The following is a 16,052-nucleotide window of genomic DNA, read 5'->3' on the forward strand; positions in this document are numbered from 1 at the left end:
GATAACCCAGAATAGAACGAGGTTTTTCCATATGAACGTACTTTTATCCACATTGAACGCCAAATTCATTCATACCTCCTTGGCTTTACGCTATCTCAAAGCGTTCTGCGAGAAGGATTTTGATGTTGAAATAACCGAATATACGATTAAAGATCCCGTTATGAATGTGGTCTCTGACATCTATCAGAAGGCGCCAGATGTGCTGGGCTTTTCCTGCTACATATGGAATATCGAAGAGACGATCAACATTATCAAAATGATCAAAAAAATCCGTCCCGAACTCATCATCGTCCTTGGTGGACCTGAGGTTTCTTATGACACGGATTACTGGATGGAGCGCATCCCTGAGGTGGATTTCATCGTGATGGGCGAAGGGGAAGAGACCTTCCATCAGCTGCTGACAGAGATCTCGACAACACGCAAATACCACTTCGTCTACGGCGTTGCCTACCGCAAGGAGCAAGAAGTGATCCTGATGCCGGGCAGACCGAAGTTGAAGCTGGATGATATCCCGTCACCACATCGCTTCAAGGAAGATCTTCCGAGCTTAGCGAATCGTGTTGTCTACTTCGAGACGAGCCGTGGTTGTCCGTTTTCCTGCCAATTCTGCCTATCGAGTATCGAGGTGGGTGTGCGGTATTTTGACATGGAGCGGACCAAGGCGGATCTGCTGTACTTGATTGATTCGGGCGCAAAGCTGATCAAATTCGTGGATCGAACGTTTAATATTAAACGGGATTATGCGATGGAAATCTTTGAATTCCTTATTCAAAATCACCGTGGCACGGTGTTCCAATTCGAGATTACGGCAGACATTATGCGTCCTGAAGTGCTTGATTATTTGGCTGAAAATGCTCCTCCGGGTACGTTCCGTTTCGAGATCGGCGTGCAATCGACGAATGACACGACGAATGACCTCGTGCAGCGGAGACAGAATTTCTTCAAGCTGAGCCGTACCGTGTCTAAGGTGAAAAACAGTCTCAAAATTGATCAGCATCTCGATCTGATTGCCGGACTGCCGGAAGAAGATTATAACTCGTTCCGTAAAACGTTTAACGACGTTTTCGAGCTAGGACCAGAAGAGTTGCAACTTGGCTTCCTCAAGATGCTGCGTGGCACAGGCATGCGTAAAGATGCCCATAAATATGGCTATAAGTATATGGATCACGCACCTTACGAGATTCTCGGCAACGACATCCTGCCATTCACCGACTTGATTCGCATCAAGCGCGTGGAGGATGTGCTCGAGAAGTATTGGAACGCTCACCGGATGGATCATACGGTGAAACATCTCATCGCGAATGAGTTCCCATCCGCATTCGATTTCTTCCAAGAATTCGGCGACTTCTGGGAAGGCCGCGGCTGGCAGAAGATCGGGCATCAGCTCGAGGATCTGTTCACTCGCTTACGCGAGTTCCTGCTGCATCGCGGCACTACGAACATGCACATCATCGAAGGCTTGATGAAGCTTGACTACTTCCTCGGCCATAAATATAAGCCGCGCAAAATCTGGTGGGACTTCACCTTGGAGAAGTCCGAACAGAATGCGTACCTCAAGCTGCTTGCGGAGCAGCCTGAGCTCGTCAGCGGAGACTTCCACAGCCTCCGCATCAATGAGAAAGACCTCCACAAGCATGCCATGCTTGAGGTCTTGCCGTTCGCTTTGCAGACGTATCTGCAAAGCGGCCACATCGACGAAAGCAGCAAGGAGCTGCTTGTCGTTCACTTCCCGCCGGATGCGCAGAAGCCGGCGTCCTACTACACGATGCCGTTGCAACAGCTGGCAACGATCTAACCATCCATGCCCCTTCACGCCTAGCGTGAGGGGGATTTTTTTCGTGGGAAACGATTGAACACCCGCCCATATGGGTAATCTAGGGTAGTTAAAGCAGTTTGAGACTGAGAGGAGAGCTAACTATGATCGAAACGAAAAAAACACAACTCGAAGAGCAAATCATTCAAGTGCTGAACGCCAATCAGGTGTGCTCCTTTGCGACGATTGACGGTAACAAGCCGAAGGTGCGTTATATGGCTTTGTTTCACGATGGGTTGGAGATTTATCTAACGACGAGTAAGAAAACAGATAAAGTTGAAGAACTCCAAGAGAATCCCCATGTGCATATTCTTGTGGGATATGACGGGAAGTCTACGCCGAACATTTTGCAAATCCAAGCTACGGCTAAGATCTCTTCGGACAATGCGCTTCGCGAGAAGCTGTGGAACGATGATATGAAGGAATGGTTTGAGGGGCCGCACGATCCTAACTATGTCGTGATGGACATTTCTCCGTCCTATATTGAGTATTCGAGCAAGGGTTCTGAGCCCCAAGTTTGGACGAAATAACGCCTTCTCGTAGCCTACTGAACATTTCCCTAAAAAATCCATTGACCACAGGCAAGGTTCAGTGATAAGATTATAAAAATTTACCTATGGATCAATCAAAGGAGAGACTTTGAGCTGCGCTCAAAAATCCCTATATTTAGGAGGAAATGTAAAGTGGCTACGTATTATATGGAACCATCGCGTACGTTTAGTGAGTTTCTGTTGATTCCTAATCTAACGACGAAGGATTGTACACCGGCAAATGTTAAGCTGAAGACTCCGTTAGTCAAGTTTAATAAGGGTGAGGAGCCAGCCATCTCCCTGAATATCCCGTTTTCTTCTGCTGTCATGCAAGCCGTATCCGATGATGGAATGGCTATTGCATTGGCGCGTAGTGGCGGGATTTCGTTCATTTTTGGCTCTCAGTCAATTGAAGAGCAAGCACTGATGGTGCGCAAGGTAAAAGGGTACAAGGCTGGTTTCGTCGTGAGTCGCTCCAACCTGAAACCTGGGCAGTCACTTAGTGATGTGCTAGCTTTGAAAGAAGAGACAGGGCACTCAACCGTTGCGATCACCGATGATGGCACAGCGAATGGAAAATTGCTGGGGATCGTAACCGGCCGTGACTACCGCAAGAGCCGCGATCCGCTAGATCGTAAAATTTCGGAATTCATGACACCTTTCGAGAAATTAATTTACGGTACATCCGGTATTTCGCTTTCGGAAGCGAACAACCTAATCTGGGATCATAAGCTGAACTGCTTACCGATTGTGGATGACAATGGGAATCTGGATACGCTCGTTTTCCGCAAAGATTATGATGAGCACAAAGAGAACCCAATGGAACTGCTTGATAAGAATAAGAGTTACATTGTCGGCGCTGGGATCAATACGAAGGATTATACGGAGAGAGTTCCTGCGCTTGTTGAAGCGGGTGTAGATATTCTCGTGATCGATTCCTCAGACGGTTACAGCGAATGGCAGCATGAGACTGTGCAGTATGTGAAACAGAATTTTGATGTGAAAATTGGTGCCGGTAACGTTGTTGATCGTGAAGGATTCCGGTATCTTGTAGAGTCAGGTGCTGACTTTATTAAAGTGGGTATCGGCGGCGGTTCCATCTGTATTACCCGGGAACAAAAGGGTATTGGCCGCGGTCAAGCTTCCTCTGTGATGGAGGTTGTTGAAGCGAGAGATGAATACTTCAGAGAAACAGGTACGTATATCCCGATCTGTTCCGATGGTGGTATCGTACATGACTACCACGTGACCCTTGCTTTGGCGATGGGTGCTGACTTCGTTATGCTGGGCAGATATTTTGCTCGTTTCGATGAGAGCCCGACAAGAAAACTTAAAGTGGGTAACAACTTCGTGAAAGAATACTGGGGCGAAGGCTCCAATCGTGCCCGTAACTGGCAGCGTTATGATACAGGCGGCAAAAGCAAGCTTTTGTTCGAAGAAGGCGTGGATTCCTACGTTCCTTATGCGGGAAGTCTGCAAGAGAACTTGGACAAGACGCTCGGTAAAATCAAATCTACCATGTGCAACTGTGGTTCCTTAACGCTGGACGAGCTGAAAGCTAATGCGAGAATTGCTCTCGTATCCGCAACCAGCCTAGTTGAAGGCGGAGCACATGACGTCATCCTCAAAGAAAGCAGCCTTTCGGAAGAAGGTTAGCAGCGATAAATAAAAAGCTCTCTGACAGTGCCCGTCAACCACGGCTGCTATCAGAGAGCTTTTTTCATTTTAGCTTACGAAATTTATGGTAAGTAGCTGCGAATCACTGTCATGTTGCCCTCAAGTGAGTAGTTGCCCAGATCAGCTGGAAGCAAGAAACAATCACCAGGCTTTGTCGCAATTTGACCATCTGACCATTGCAGTGTCCCGTTGCCATCCGCGATGACAAGAATAACGAAGCTGTCTGGCGTAGTTGTGAGCTCCCATTGCGGTCCTACAAGACCTTTTTCCACGGTGAAAAAAGGAGAGGACGCGAGCGTCAGCCAAGTTCCGGCTTCCGCCAAATCCGTCTTCATACGCGTGGAGCCTGATCCTTCATACGCGATGACATTGAGGGAATCCTCGATGTGCAGCTCACGCATTTTGCCATCTAAGCCTGGACGGTTGTAATCATACAAACGGTACGTTGTGTCCGAGTTTTGTTGAATTTCTGCTACGAGCACACCCGCACCTAACGCGTGAACGGTACCAGCAGGTATGTAGAAGGAGTCTCCGGCTTCGACAGGAACTTCTTGTAAGCAATCCATAATGCGGTTCTCCGCAATCGCTTCTGCAAGACTTTCCCGTGTTACGCCTTCTTTCATGCCATATATAATTTTGGCGCCTGGCTTAGCATCGAGAATATACCACATTTCTGTTTTGCCAAGTTCACCAGCCGCGAGGTTCTCGTAATGATCATTGGGATGAACTTGTACGGATAGATCGTCTTCACAATCCAGCAGTTTAATCAATAGTGGAAAACGGCCATTTTTCTCGGAAAATCCTTTTGAGCCGAACAGCGTTTTGCCGTATTTCTCACGAATTTCGTCCAGACCTAAGCCAGCTAATTCGCCGTTGATAACTTTCGTCGTTCCGTTTGGGTGATCGCCGATCATCCAGCCTTCACCGATCGCGCCTTCTGGCAGCACAAAGCCGAATCGTTCGAGGGTTCTGCCTCCCCAAACACGTTCTTTCATTTCAGGTTGAAATTGCAGCGGGTATGATTTCAAAACAATCCCTACTTTCTCCTAGTCTATTCTAGCAATCTGTCATTTATTCCACTCTAGCATTATATCATGCGACTACCGTTTTTCTAGAGCCAAGAGATACGGCGCGGAGGCGCTGCGATTGGCAAATTGATACCGCAGCACTTGAAACGCTGCGAGCGGCAAGCTCTCCGCCCAGCGTTCGACTGCTGCGGCTTCTTCAGACCCGCCATCGTGCCCGCTGTACAGTACGATGGTCACAATTCCGCCTTTGCGCAGCAGGCGGAGGGCAGCTTCAAGAGCAGGAATCGTCGATGCCTGCTCTGTGATAATGGCTGTATCGGCTCCCGGCAGGTAGCCGAGGTTGAAGGTGACCGCGGCTACCTTGCCGTGGCGGTCTTGCGGCACCGCCGCTTCCATGAGCGCATGGCTGCATAAGCTCATGGTTACTCGGGCGTCTGGCAGCTCTCTCGCCAGACGCTGCTGCGTTTGATCCAGCGCAGCCTGCTGGATATCGAAGCCGTAGACGCTGCCGCGAGCGCCTACGAGCTTCGCCATGAACAAGGCGTCTACGCCAGTGCCAAGCGTGGCATCAATAACGGTATCACCAGGCCCGACACGTTGTCCGATTAGTTGGTGTACATAACTCAGAACTGAAACAAATCCCATGTGTAGAGTGCCTCCAATGTTTGCTTACTAACGCATTTCTCGACAATTTCCCAGGAAATAAGGAACGAGAGTACGCTATTTGTACAGAAATTGGCTTAGTTTCCGTTCCACCAACTCACGGGTTTGACAGCCACCGCGCGTTGGGAGCTGGGCTGTTTTTCCCGCAGTATTTCATCCATAACTAGTGTGCAGTAACGCCTTCAACACTTTCTTTCCCAGCCCAATACTTCCCTTGCCATGTATTTCGCTCCGTCAGCAATTTATCAAAAGCGTTCAACACTTCCCACTTCTTAAGACTCCACATTGGTCCGATCAGCAGATCCCGCGGGGCATCTCCAGTGAGTCGATGAACAATCATCTCTGGCGGCAATATTTCCAAAGTATCCACGATCAGCTTCACATACTCATCTTTCTCCAAGAACTGCAATAAACCAGCTTCATATTGTTTCACCATGGGTGTTTTGCGCATGAGATGCAAAAGATGGATCTTGATACCTTGTACATCCATCTGAGCGACAGCTTTCCCTGTATCCAGCATCATCTCATGGGTTTCTCCAGGTAAGCCATAAATAATGTGTGCACACACGCGAATATTATGTTTGCGCAATTTGGCTACAGCATCTAGATAACATTGGGTATCATGGGCGCGATTGATGAGCACGGAAGTGGACTCATGGACGGTTTGTAGACCCATTTCCACCCATAAATAGGTGCGCTGATTCAATTCAGCTAGATAGTCAATGACATCATCTGGCAAGCAATCTGGCCGCGTGGCGATAGACAAGCCGACGACGCCAGGCTGCTTCAAAATCTCTTCATAATATTCCCGCAGCTCTTCAACGGGCGCATAGGTATTCGTGTAAGCTTGGAAATAGCCAATATAGTTGGCTTCGGGCCATTTTTGATGCTGAAGATCACGGATCTTGTTAAATTGTGTGACAAGATCGTCGCGGCGACTTCCTGCGAAATCTCCTGATCCACGTGCACTGCAGAAGGTGCATCCGCCTGTTGCAATTTTGCCATCGCGATTCGGACATGTGAAACCAGCATCCAGCATGACTTTGAATACTTTACCGCCTAGATTCTCGCGCATTTCATAATTCCATGTATGGAAACGTTTATCTCCCCAAAGCTGAGGTGATTCCTGAATCATTGTAGACATAGGACATGTATCCTTTCTTTCGTTGCTTCGCTTGCTTCAACCTATATTGTAGCGAAATTTACACATGAAAGCGACCCCTGCCTTTCCAACAAGTTCCCCGATAAAACCACTCAACTACGAGCATGATAACTTTGCACCACAATTTCGAGCTGAGAGGGGAAATGAACTACATGAAAAAGTTTCGCACGATAACTTTGGCGGTAGCATTGACAACAGCTTTAAGTATGGGAGCAGCAGGTGTTCAGGCAACTCAAATGGACACTGGAAATGCGGTCGGAACGGGATCACCAATTGGGACATTGGGGACAGGGACAACGGGGACAACGACATCAACGGGGACTACGACATCAACGGGGTATACAGGAAGCAACTATGATGCTACTTCCCCAGGAATGGGGCTTGGAACAGGCGTCAACAACTTTAGCGGGAATGGAACGAACGGCGTCTATAATGGGACTCTAACGATCCCGAACACGTATTCTGGCTATGGAACAACCGGGAGAGGCACTGGCGTTATGGACCATATGAATGGATATGGAACGAATCCAGTTGAGAGAGGGGCAAAYGCAGTTGAGAGAGGTGTCGAACGCGGAGCCAATGCGGTTGAGCGGGGGGTCGATCGCAGCGCAAACATGGTTGATAGAATGAGTACGAAAAGCGTATCAACTGCATCACCAAGCACTAAGGGTAATTCTTATCGCGCTTATGCAACAACGACTAATAAAGGCAGTAATTGGGGTTGGTTAGGTCTAGTAGGTTTATTGGGCTTAGCGGGACTCCGAAGCAATAACAGTAGAAGAGACGAAAGCTACAAATAAATATCTTCTAAGAGCGAAGCACCTTCCATTTGGAGGGTGTTTTCTTTCATTCTTCCATTCATCTACTAGAGGAAAGTTTTGATTTTTTTTATAGAATCGTCTATGATTTGTATTCGAAAGCATGTACGTGTGGGAGGCAAATGAAGAATGCGTTTACGGGGCAGAAAAGGTATCAGAGAAGATATAGAGCGTCAAAAAGAACTCGTTGTATTAAATGCCAAAGATTATAAGGGCAAATGGTCCGAGTTGTTCGGAAACAATAACCCGATTCATGCCGAGCTAGGTATGGGCAAAGGGCGCTTTATTAGTGAAATGAGCAAGAAATATCCGAATATCAATTTCATTGGTGTGGATATGTATGATGAATTGATTCGCAAGGCAAGTGAGAAAGCTAAGGTTGCACATGAAATTACCGTGGAAAATGAAGAAGATGCGGTGCTTAGCATTCCAAACTTAAGGCTGATGTTGTTCAATATCGAGCATATTGAAGAAGCATTTGCTGAAGGTGAGCTAGAGCGCGTGTATTTGAATTTTAGTGATCCATGGCCGAAGAAGAAGCATGCGCGCAGACGTCTAACGCATCCAGGTTTTGTTGCCAAATATCAACAAATTCTGAACGCCAAGGGCGAAATTCATTTGAAAACCGATTCGCAATCCTTATTCGAATTTTCATTGAATTCTTTTGCGGATATGGGACTAAGAATGCGCAATATTTCGCTGAATCTTCACGTGGATGGCATTCATCCTGATCATGTGATGACGGAGTACGAAACGAAATTCGCAGGACAAGGCATGAATATTCACCGCCTTGAAGTTGTGATCGGACAAGAGGCATTGTCATCACATCAAGAGCAGTTGAAGGAAGCCGCTGCATCCGCCTTAGCAGCTGAATCGAAAGAATCAGCCGAATAAGTTTCTAACAAAAACAGACTATCCATGTTGCCAATGAGCAGCAAGGATAGTCTGTTTTTCATCCTAACAGTTGGAGAATGACTTCTGAACCATCACCCACGGGCAGGTGACTCTTCTTATGTTGATTGGAAACGCGCTTGGCCTGCACATCCGCATAGCGGCTAGCCAGCATGGACAACCAATGCGAGATCGTATCAGCTGACTGGATCGATTCTCCGAAGCCATGTCTAGTAAAATAATGTACGTTTTCTTCCTCTTGGCCTGGAATGGGATCATAGAATAACATGGGAATCGATTTGGCCAGTCCTTCTGAACACGTCATTCCCCCAGGCTTCGTAACGAGCAGGTCGGAGACTTCCATCAACTTGCCAATCTCTTGTGTAAATCCGAGCAGGTGAATATGGGGATGCTGATACCGCGGATCTGCCGCGAGTTTCGCAATGGCCTTGTGGTTATTTCCTAAGCAGAAAATAAACTGAATTTGGTCTCTCCATGTCAGTAAATGCTCGCTCAATGAATCGCCGCCGATAAGTCCCCAACCTCCACCCATAACCAATACAGTTGGCCTCGCTGAGAGATTGAATTGCTGTCGAATTAAAGTTCGATCATGGACTTCTCTGAAACTGGGATGCACCGGGATTCCCGTAATTTCGACATGCGCGGCCGCGATGCCATGAATGATGAGCTTATGTTTAACATCTTCGGAAGACACCATGTATTTATTCACCTCACGGCTGACCCATGTCCCATGAACATCGTAGTCGGTGATAACGGTGCATAAGGGGATATGCAAGCCTGCTCTTTTCAATCGTGAAACAACGACGCTGGGGAAAGGATGCGTACATACGATGGCTTGCGGCGCCCAATGCCTGATCATAGCTGCCGTTTGTGCATAAAAAATGCGATGGAGGGCGAGCTGCGTCAACGGATTAAGCGATTTTTGATATTGAGCACGGTACAACCGACCGTACAATTTAGGCTGTACAGCAATGGTTTTCTTATAAGCGCCGAGAATCCAAGGTGCCAGCGTGGGATGTAGGAAGGAGCCGAGCTCCACAACACGCGTTTCGATCGTAGAGCAGCGCTGTTCTAAGCTGCTGGCTAGTGCGAATGCAGCTTGCGTATGGCCGGCACCGAAGCCTTCTGATAGGATGAGCACTCTTCTTTTTCGCGATACATGTTCCATGTTTTACCCCCAGAATGCGACTGTCACTACCGATACCGTCGTTCCAATCAAGCAACCTACGATACAATCCGATGGATAATGGAGTCCTAAGTACATCCGCGACATACCGACAACTAAGGCAAGAGGGATTAGTAAGAGTCCTAGCATGGGGAAAGCATTCACGCAAGGGATGATTACCGAGAAAATAGCCGTGGTATGCCCAGAGGGAAACGAGTGATCCGTCAGAGGGTTTTTATGTGTAATGGTTTGAGGAAGGACAAGATAAGGGCGAAGTCTAGGATATCTCTTTTTCATAATAGCAACAGGAATATGGCTGATGGTTAAAGCCAACAGGGCTTGAAGTCCAGCTATACGCAGCGAACCTTGCCCAAAAAAGGCCAAGCATAAAGAGATCATAATGGATGCTGTGGCACCGCCCAAATGGGTGATCTTCGTAAAGAATTGATCCAGAAAATGATGTTGGATCCGTTGATTGACGAAGTGGAATAGACGTGTTTCATGATCTTGAAGCCAATGGACAACTTTGCTGCTCATGAGTAACCGCCTCCTTCTAAACTTGGAAATGCTGCTCGCTACCTCTATCATACGATGTGTTTATTAGAGGAGGATTAACTGGATGATAAATATTCATAAATTCAAATTAATGTTGCACTAATCTGGCGTTAACATTTGTATGGTAGGATGGCAATTATCTTCAACCTGCCCCAGCTAAGTTCGTAATATGTATGGCTAGTGTTTCCGAAATTTGGAGCGGATATGCCGCCACAACTAAGGCTTGATATGTCCTAATTGTGAACGACGGACTCTTACAGACTTTGTTATGCGAATGTTTTTAAGGTCTGTAAAGCTATCCATTAACAGGGTATTTAAGCAAAAGTTGTCAGCGAATAGCTGAGTAATTTATAATAAGGACGTCACCAGATAGAAAAGACAGTGTTCGTCTAAATGGTGAACTTTTGGTACACAATATATGAAAAACGATGAAAACAAGACATTTTCGACCTGATTTCAAGCGCATGCTCTATTCGGTGTGTGCGAACCTCCCAAAAATCAAAGAACTGACGCTTTTTCGAAGTTTGCAGACTTTGACAAACAGGGGGAAAGAGAGGAAAATCAGAAACGATTGTTTCACCGTTAGTTTGTTAACATGAATGACCTGTACATAAACGCACTAGGCATACAAAAAGATAGCTGACGTGCACAAAAAAAGGGGGACTTTGCTTCATGCTAGACAAGATTATGCTTTCCGTTCAAGTCTTTTTGGCTTTGATCGGTGCGTATCAGTTGTTTTTAACGTTTTTTGGTTGGTATCGTCCCAAAAACAAAAAGATGTTTGCTCCACAGAAATCGTTTGCTGTATTGGTTGCGGCTCATAATGAGGAACAAGTCGTCGGAGCTTTAATTGAGAACCTGAAGACCTTAGATTATCCGCGAGAGCTTTATGACATCTTCGTGATTTGTGACAACTGCACGGATAACACGGCTGACATTGCCCGTCACCACGGGGTGTATGCGATGGAGCGCCATAACCCGAACCTTAGAGGAAAAGGGTATGCGATTGAATGGATGCTCAAAGAGTTATGGAAGCGTGAGCGTCAGTACGATGGCATCGTGATGTTTGATGCGGATAACCTGGTTAGTCCAGATTATTTGATTCACATGAATAATGATCTGTGTTCAGGCTCCCGCGTGATTCAAGCTTACCTAGATACCAAGAATCCGAATGATTCATGGATTACGGGGTCTTTCGCTATCTCCTACTTCTACGCGAACCGTTTTGTTCAAACCCCTAGATCCAACCTGGGACTAGCCAATTTCCTTGGCGGTACGGGCATGTGCTTCGACTCCAATTTGTTAAAGGAAATTGGCTGGCGCGCAACGAGCTTGGTCGAGGATCTTGAATTTTCAATGCGATGTGTTCAAATGGGAATCAAACCTACATTCAACTATGATACGCGTGTTTACGATGAGAAACCGCTATCCTTCAACGCTTCTGCTAAACAGCGTTTACGTTGGATGCAAKGACACTTTGAAGTAGCCAAACGCTTCTTCTTCCCATTGCTATGGCAAGGGATTAAGACAGGAAGCTGGATGAAAATTGACGCGGCGATCTATTCGGCGAATGTATACAATTTCTTCTTTGGTGCCATATTAACCGTTATGCTTTGGATTCAGTCCATGACATCGCACGGGACGGCTGACTCAGCTCTGGTGCATGTTAATCCGGTTGTCATCAATTCACTTAGCTTGGCGATCTACGTGTTGCTTCCGATGTCTATGCTGATAGAGAAGGCTCATAAGAAGACGTACAAATATTTGTTGCTTTACCCAATTTTCATGCTGTCTTGGTGGCCAATTACGTTCTATGCGTTCTTCACGCAAAACAACAAACAATGGAGTCACACCGAGCATACGCGTGTCATCCGGTTGGATGAAATGAAAAGTAAACAAGTGAGTTGACTTTTCTAGAATGAGATGATAATATGTTTCAAGTAAAGCAGAAGCGCCCGCTTCTCACCTGACTAACGTAACGTTGGCTGGTTTGAATGAATCATCATGTATATTCAATAGGTTTGTCTTAAACCTGTTATTGATGAAGATGTGGGCCCACTGTGCCCGCATCTTTTTTATATTTGGAAGAGAGTTACATACTTTATGGAGGTGGAACACGATTAGCAAAGACCATATGATTAATGACGAGATTCGTGTGAAGGAAGTACGCCTTATTGGGGCGGACGGAGAACAACTTGGTATAACACCAATTCGCGAAGCTCTTCAAATTGCACTTGACGCGAACCTTGATTTAGTAAACGTTGCACCGACGGCGAAGCCGCCTGTCTGCCGCATTATGGATTACGGCAAGTTCCGTTATGAAACGCAGAAGAAAGAAAAAGAAGCACGTAAGAATCAGAAGATTGTGGATATCAAAGAAATTCGCCTGAGTGCGACGATCGATGAACATGACTTCCAAACGAAGCTTCGCAACGCAGTTAAGTTTCTTGGTGAAGGCGATAAAGTTAAAGCTAGCGTTCGTTTCCGTGGTCGTGAAATTGCACACTCGGAGATTGGTCGCAAAGTGCTTGAGCGCCTTGCTACAGAAACTGCTGAAATCTCCTCGCAGGAGCGTGCTCCTAAGCTTGAGGGAAGAAGCATGATCATGATCTTAACGCCAAAAGCGACAACTTAGGCGAGTATACTAAATTAGGAGGAACAACAACATGCCGAAAATGAAAACACACAGCAGCCTGAAAGGCCGTTTCAAAATCACTGGCACAGGCAAAGTGATGAGATACAAACAAGGTAAGAACCACTTGCTTTCTGGTAAATCATCCAAGCAAAAACGCGTATTGTCCACGAACCCAACAATGGCTCCTGGCGATGTACGTCGTTTGCAACAACAACTGTCCCTTATCAAAGGTTAATTGTAACGCAGCATAAAATTCGAACATCATTTATATATCCCAGGAGGTAGTTCACAATGGCAAGAGTCAAGGGCGGATTTATTCGCGCTCACCGTCGTAAGAAAATTTTGAAATTAGCAAAAGGTTATTTCGGTTCCAAACACCGTTTATTTAAAACAGCTAAAGAGCAAGTAATGAAGTCATTGGTATATGCATACCGTGACCGTCGTCAAACAAAACGTAACTTCCGTAGACTTTGGATTACTCGTATCAATGCAGGCGCTCGTCAAAACGGCTTGAGCTACAGCAAATTGATGCACGGCCTTAAATTGGCTGGTATCGAAGTTAACCGTAAAATCTTGGCTGACCTAGCTGTGAATGATTCCAAAGCGTTCAACGATTTGGCAACAGCTGCAAAAGCGAAAGTAAACGCGTAAGCGATGTGCTTAAGAGCTTGTCCCCATCAGGGGGCAGGCTCTTTTATTTTCCTATAAGAGAAATTACACGTCTGAAGCAGGGGGCTGCCTAACAGAAATCCTACGTACCAACATCACAATAAACATAACAATCGGGATCAAGACTTGAAACAAAGGGTAAATTTTCACGCTAAACTTTAGTCCAAGCCATACGTGGGTGGTATAGTTCGATTCAAGAAAAGATGAGATAAAGATAAGCAGGCCCACTAGCATAAGCCAGTAACGCTTATGAATAGCTGGAAACAAATGTGTGAGTGCATATACTGCTCCCCAGTAGAATGTCGTCATTTTCACAAATAAGCCTAGAAACAGCAGTAAAGTGACCATCACGTCTAAGCGTTCTAAGATGTCTCCCACCTCGATGAGTTGCACAGTCTGTAAAAAAGGCAACGTAGCGTTGGCGACGAGCGTCGTACCTAAAATGGTTATATTGAGCACGTTCATGGCAATTAAAAATAGGGCTACCGTGCTATAGGCGATGAGACTGAGCTTCTTTAATTTTTGTTGATCGGGAAACAAATGCCAAATCATAAAAAAGATAACGGTCTGTCCAAAAGGAAAGGACACAATATCCGGAAATGCGGCCTTCAGGACTGGGGCTAAGCCATTCTCCAGAACAGGAAGCACATTGTCGAGATGGATGAGCCCTGCAATGCTAATGAGACAAATAAGGAAGCCATAGCTAATGACGACAACTGGCAGAAGTGCTTCTGTCATTCGGAATAGGGTATCCACACCCATGATGATGGTATAGAAAGCTAATAGCAGAATGATGAACATTGTCACGTATTTAGGTGTTGTGCTAAGTAAGGTGAGATTCGAGATTTCACCGAAATCACGTACATTTCTCATAGACTCATAAGCAAAATAAATGGCAAAAGTGACCCCTATACAGGTGCCAATCCATGTACCGAAACTGATTTTCAGCAGTCCCATTAAATCTTGGTCAGGTGCCCTTCTTTGGATCGCAAGAAATAGGAGCAAGAGCAAGAAGCCGGCCACCGCAGCAGCCAGCATGGCAAGCCAGGAGTCCTGCTTCGCCGAACTGCCTAATGCAAATAGCGGTGTACTTCCGATTTCGAAGAGAATAATCATCACAAAAAGCTGATATTTCGTTATCTGAACAGGCATTGGCGAAGCCTCCTTTCGCTAGTAATCACTCACTGCTTTCATTGGTTATCTCCAAGAAGGATTTGCCGCTCATACCAATTCGTGAGATTTTCACATTCACATTCGCTTCCAATTGCAGATTAGCAAACTGTTCATCCCAAATGGGTTTAACCTGTTTCCAGATCTTCGGATGATGCTTATGAATCGTATCTGCAAATAGGAAGACATCTGCATTTTTCTGAATAGCGGAATGGACAGCATCCGTGATCAACTTCGTGATTTCGGTGCTTGCAGCTTGCTCCAGTGTTTGTAAATCTGCTGGCTGCGTCGGATCATTCGGACAGCCGTTTTCTTCGAGGGTGCCAGAAGCCTGGACATCAACACGCATAATTAAATGTCCGTCATTGGATAGAAGGGGCTTCGTCTTACTCTTGCTATGCGTAATGCGCAGTGCGGCCTTGTAATCCTTTTTGTCCTCCTTACACCCAAAATATAAGGTAGTTCGACTAATCGAATTTCGAATCCAACTAATCCCATATTCTTCATCAGGTGTAAACCAGCCAATGAGCTTATCTTTTTTGAAGATGGACATTCTCCCCAACCGCAACTTGTTGGTGAAGGAGGTATTCTTAAGCTCAGCAATCGAGGTGTTCTCTCCTTTCCCGGAGATTATGATTTCGGGAATTAGGGTGAAAGGGGAGTCGCTGCTCATGCTCATCATCATTTGATACAGCATAAGTTGGTTGTAATTTGAACTGTTGTTCTCCTCGTTGCGGATCATATTTTTGATAGCGGCTCCTGGAACTTTTTCCAGGGGGATGATTTGTTCAAGGATTTTTCTGCCTTCGCCGCCAGTGACCAAGACGCTTACCGTTTCACGTGAATCTGAGTTGCGCAAGTAGACATCCAATAATTGTGAAATGCCTTGTTTTGCGGCTTGTTCACCGATGACAATGACGCGATTGTGTGCGAAAAAAAGCGAACGCGGCATTTCTCGACTGGATTTCTGTACAGCACCCCGAATCGTCCCCCCGCTCGTCGAGAAAACCATAACGGGTGCCTGCTGGCCAGGACTGCCGCCGGTGTTAGGGTTTGCAATAGATTGTGGAATAACAACCTGATAGGAAACCGTCCATTCCTTTCCGTCCCAGTCAAGGGCGGTTGCGGAGGTAATGGCCAACTGATTTAGTTCTCTCCGATCCCAGCAACCMGTCAGCAGCAAACAGAGGGAGATAACAATCACATATCGCATAATACGTTTACGCATGTCGATCGATAACCTCCCTCAGGATAT

At 46.2% G+C, this 16,052-nt stretch carries 16 protein-coding genes and 1 other annotated feature; of the genes, 9 read left to right on the forward strand and 7 right to left on the reverse strand.

Going from position 1 to position 16,052, the window contains the following annotated elements:
- The first annotated feature begins 31 nt into the window (after nt 1–31).
- The 3 genes from AB4114_RS13200 (at nt 32) to AB4114_RS13210 (ending at nt 3,999) form a co-directional block, all read left to right on the forward strand.
- Nucleotides 32–1,795 (forward strand): B12-binding domain-containing radical SAM protein, encoded by a 1,764-nt coding sequence (locus AB4114_RS13200; protein ID WP_441988876.1) that lies wholly within the window; start codon nt 32–34, stop codon nt 1,793–1,795.
- 122 nt (nt 1,796–1,917) lie between these two features.
- The gene (locus tag AB4114_RS13205; RefSeq protein ID WP_441988877.1) at nt 1,918–2,343 is read left to right on the forward strand and encodes a pyridoxamine 5'-phosphate oxidase family protein; all 426 of its coding nucleotides are present in this window, start codon (nt 1,918–1,920) and stop codon (nt 2,341–2,343) included.
- 153 nt (nt 2,344–2,496) lie between these two features.
- The gene (locus tag AB4114_RS13210; protein WP_441988878.1) at nt 2,497–3,999 is read left to right on the forward strand and encodes an IMP dehydrogenase; all 1,503 of its coding nucleotides are present in this window, start codon (nt 2,497–2,499) and stop codon (nt 3,997–3,999) included.
- Nucleotides 4,000–4,082: 83 nt separating this feature from the next.
- On the opposite strand, the gene AB4114_RS13215 is transcribed toward AB4114_RS13210, so the two are convergent.
- From AB4114_RS13215 to AB4114_RS13225, 3 genes are all read right to left on the reverse strand, one after another.
- Complete coding sequence (locus AB4114_RS13215; protein WP_441988879.1) at nt 4,083–5,048, reverse strand: type I phosphomannose isomerase catalytic subunit; 966 nt, start codon at nt 5,046–5,048, stop codon at nt 4,083–4,085.
- A gap of 72 nt (nt 5,049–5,120) precedes the next feature.
- Nucleotides 5,121–5,693: a class I SAM-dependent methyltransferase gene (locus tag AB4114_RS13220; RefSeq protein WP_441988880.1), complete on the reverse strand. Its 573-nt coding sequence runs from the start codon at nt 5,691–5,693 to the stop codon at nt 5,121–5,123.
- Between the two features lie 181 nt (nt 5,694–5,874).
- The gene (locus AB4114_RS13225; protein WP_441988881.1) at nt 5,875–6,855 is read right to left on the reverse strand and encodes a TIGR01212 family radical SAM protein; all 981 of its coding nucleotides are present in this window, start codon (nt 6,853–6,855) and stop codon (nt 5,875–5,877) included.
- A gap of 170 nt (nt 6,856–7,025) precedes the next feature.
- Here AB4114_RS13225 and AB4114_RS13230 point away from each other — a divergent pair, with 170 nt between their 5' ends.
- Nucleotides 7,026–7,673 carry a WGxxGxxG family protein gene (locus tag AB4114_RS13230; protein WP_441988882.1) on the forward strand — a complete coding sequence of 216 codons (648 nt, stop codon included), beginning with the start codon at nt 7,026–7,028 and terminating at the stop codon, nt 7,671–7,673.
- Between the two features lie 147 nt (nt 7,674–7,820).
- On the forward strand, nt 7,821–8,585 hold the full coding sequence (trmB, locus tag AB4114_RS13235; RefSeq protein ID WP_171631203.1) for a tRNA (guanosine(46)-N7)-methyltransferase TrmB: 765 nt from the start codon (nt 7,821–7,823) through the stop codon (nt 8,583–8,585).
- Between the two features lie 58 nt (nt 8,586–8,643).
- Here the strand turns inward: trmB and AB4114_RS13240 are convergent, their stop codons facing one another.
- A complete protein-coding gene (locus AB4114_RS13240) occupies nt 8,644–9,771 on the reverse strand; it encodes an MGDG synthase family glycosyltransferase (protein WP_441988883.1) in 1,128 nt (375 codons plus the stop codon).
- 3 nt (nt 9,772–9,774) lie between these two features.
- Complete coding sequence (locus tag AB4114_RS13245; protein ID WP_441988884.1) at nt 9,775–10,305, reverse strand: phosphatase PAP2 family protein; 531 nt, start codon at nt 10,303–10,305, stop codon at nt 9,775–9,777.
- A 690-nt stretch (nt 10,306–10,995) separates the two neighbouring features.
- Between AB4114_RS13245 and AB4114_RS13250 the strand changes: the two genes are divergently transcribed.
- From AB4114_RS13250 to rplT, 4 genes are all read left to right on the forward strand, one after another.
- Entirely contained in the window at nt 10,996–12,231 is a 1,236-nt protein-coding gene (locus AB4114_RS13250; protein ID WP_441988885.1) for a glycosyltransferase family 2 protein, read from the forward strand.
- Nucleotides 12,232–12,260: 29 nt separating this feature from the next.
- Nucleotides 12,261–12,405 (forward strand) — a sequence feature (ribosomal protein L20 leader region).
- Between the two features lie 52 nt (nt 12,406–12,457).
- The gene (gene infC, locus AB4114_RS13255; protein ID WP_056609101.1) at nt 12,458–12,958 is read left to right on the forward strand and encodes a translation initiation factor IF-3; all 501 of its coding nucleotides are present in this window, start codon (nt 12,458–12,460) and stop codon (nt 12,956–12,958) included.
- 31 nt (nt 12,959–12,989) lie between these two features.
- Nucleotides 12,990–13,193 carry a 50S ribosomal protein L35 gene (rpmI, locus tag AB4114_RS13260; RefSeq protein ID WP_028553997.1) on the forward strand — a complete coding sequence of 68 codons (204 nt, stop codon included), beginning with the start codon at nt 12,990–12,992 and terminating at the stop codon, nt 13,191–13,193.
- A 56-nt stretch (nt 13,194–13,249) separates the two neighbouring features.
- A complete protein-coding gene (rplT, locus tag AB4114_RS13265) occupies nt 13,250–13,609 on the forward strand; it encodes a 50S ribosomal protein L20 (RefSeq protein ID WP_028553998.1) in 360 nt (119 codons plus the stop codon).
- 63 nt (nt 13,610–13,672) lie between these two features.
- Here rplT and AB4114_RS13270 read toward each other — a convergent pair whose 3' ends face one another.
- The gene (locus AB4114_RS13270) at nt 13,673–14,779 is read right to left on the reverse strand and encodes a GerAB/ArcD/ProY family transporter (protein WP_441988886.1); all 1,107 of its coding nucleotides are present in this window, start codon (nt 14,777–14,779) and stop codon (nt 13,673–13,675) included.
- 25 nt (nt 14,780–14,804) lie between these two features.
- A complete protein-coding gene (locus tag AB4114_RS13275; RefSeq protein ID WP_441988887.1) occupies nt 14,805–16,025 on the reverse strand; it encodes a Ger(x)C family spore germination protein in 1,221 nt (406 codons plus the stop codon).
- Nucleotides 16,026–16,052 lie beyond the last annotated feature (27 nt).

The organism is Paenibacillus sp. 2RAB27 (assembly GCF_052115445.1).
Lineage (GTDB): Bacteria > Bacillota > Bacilli > Paenibacillales > NBRC-103111 > Paenibacillus_E.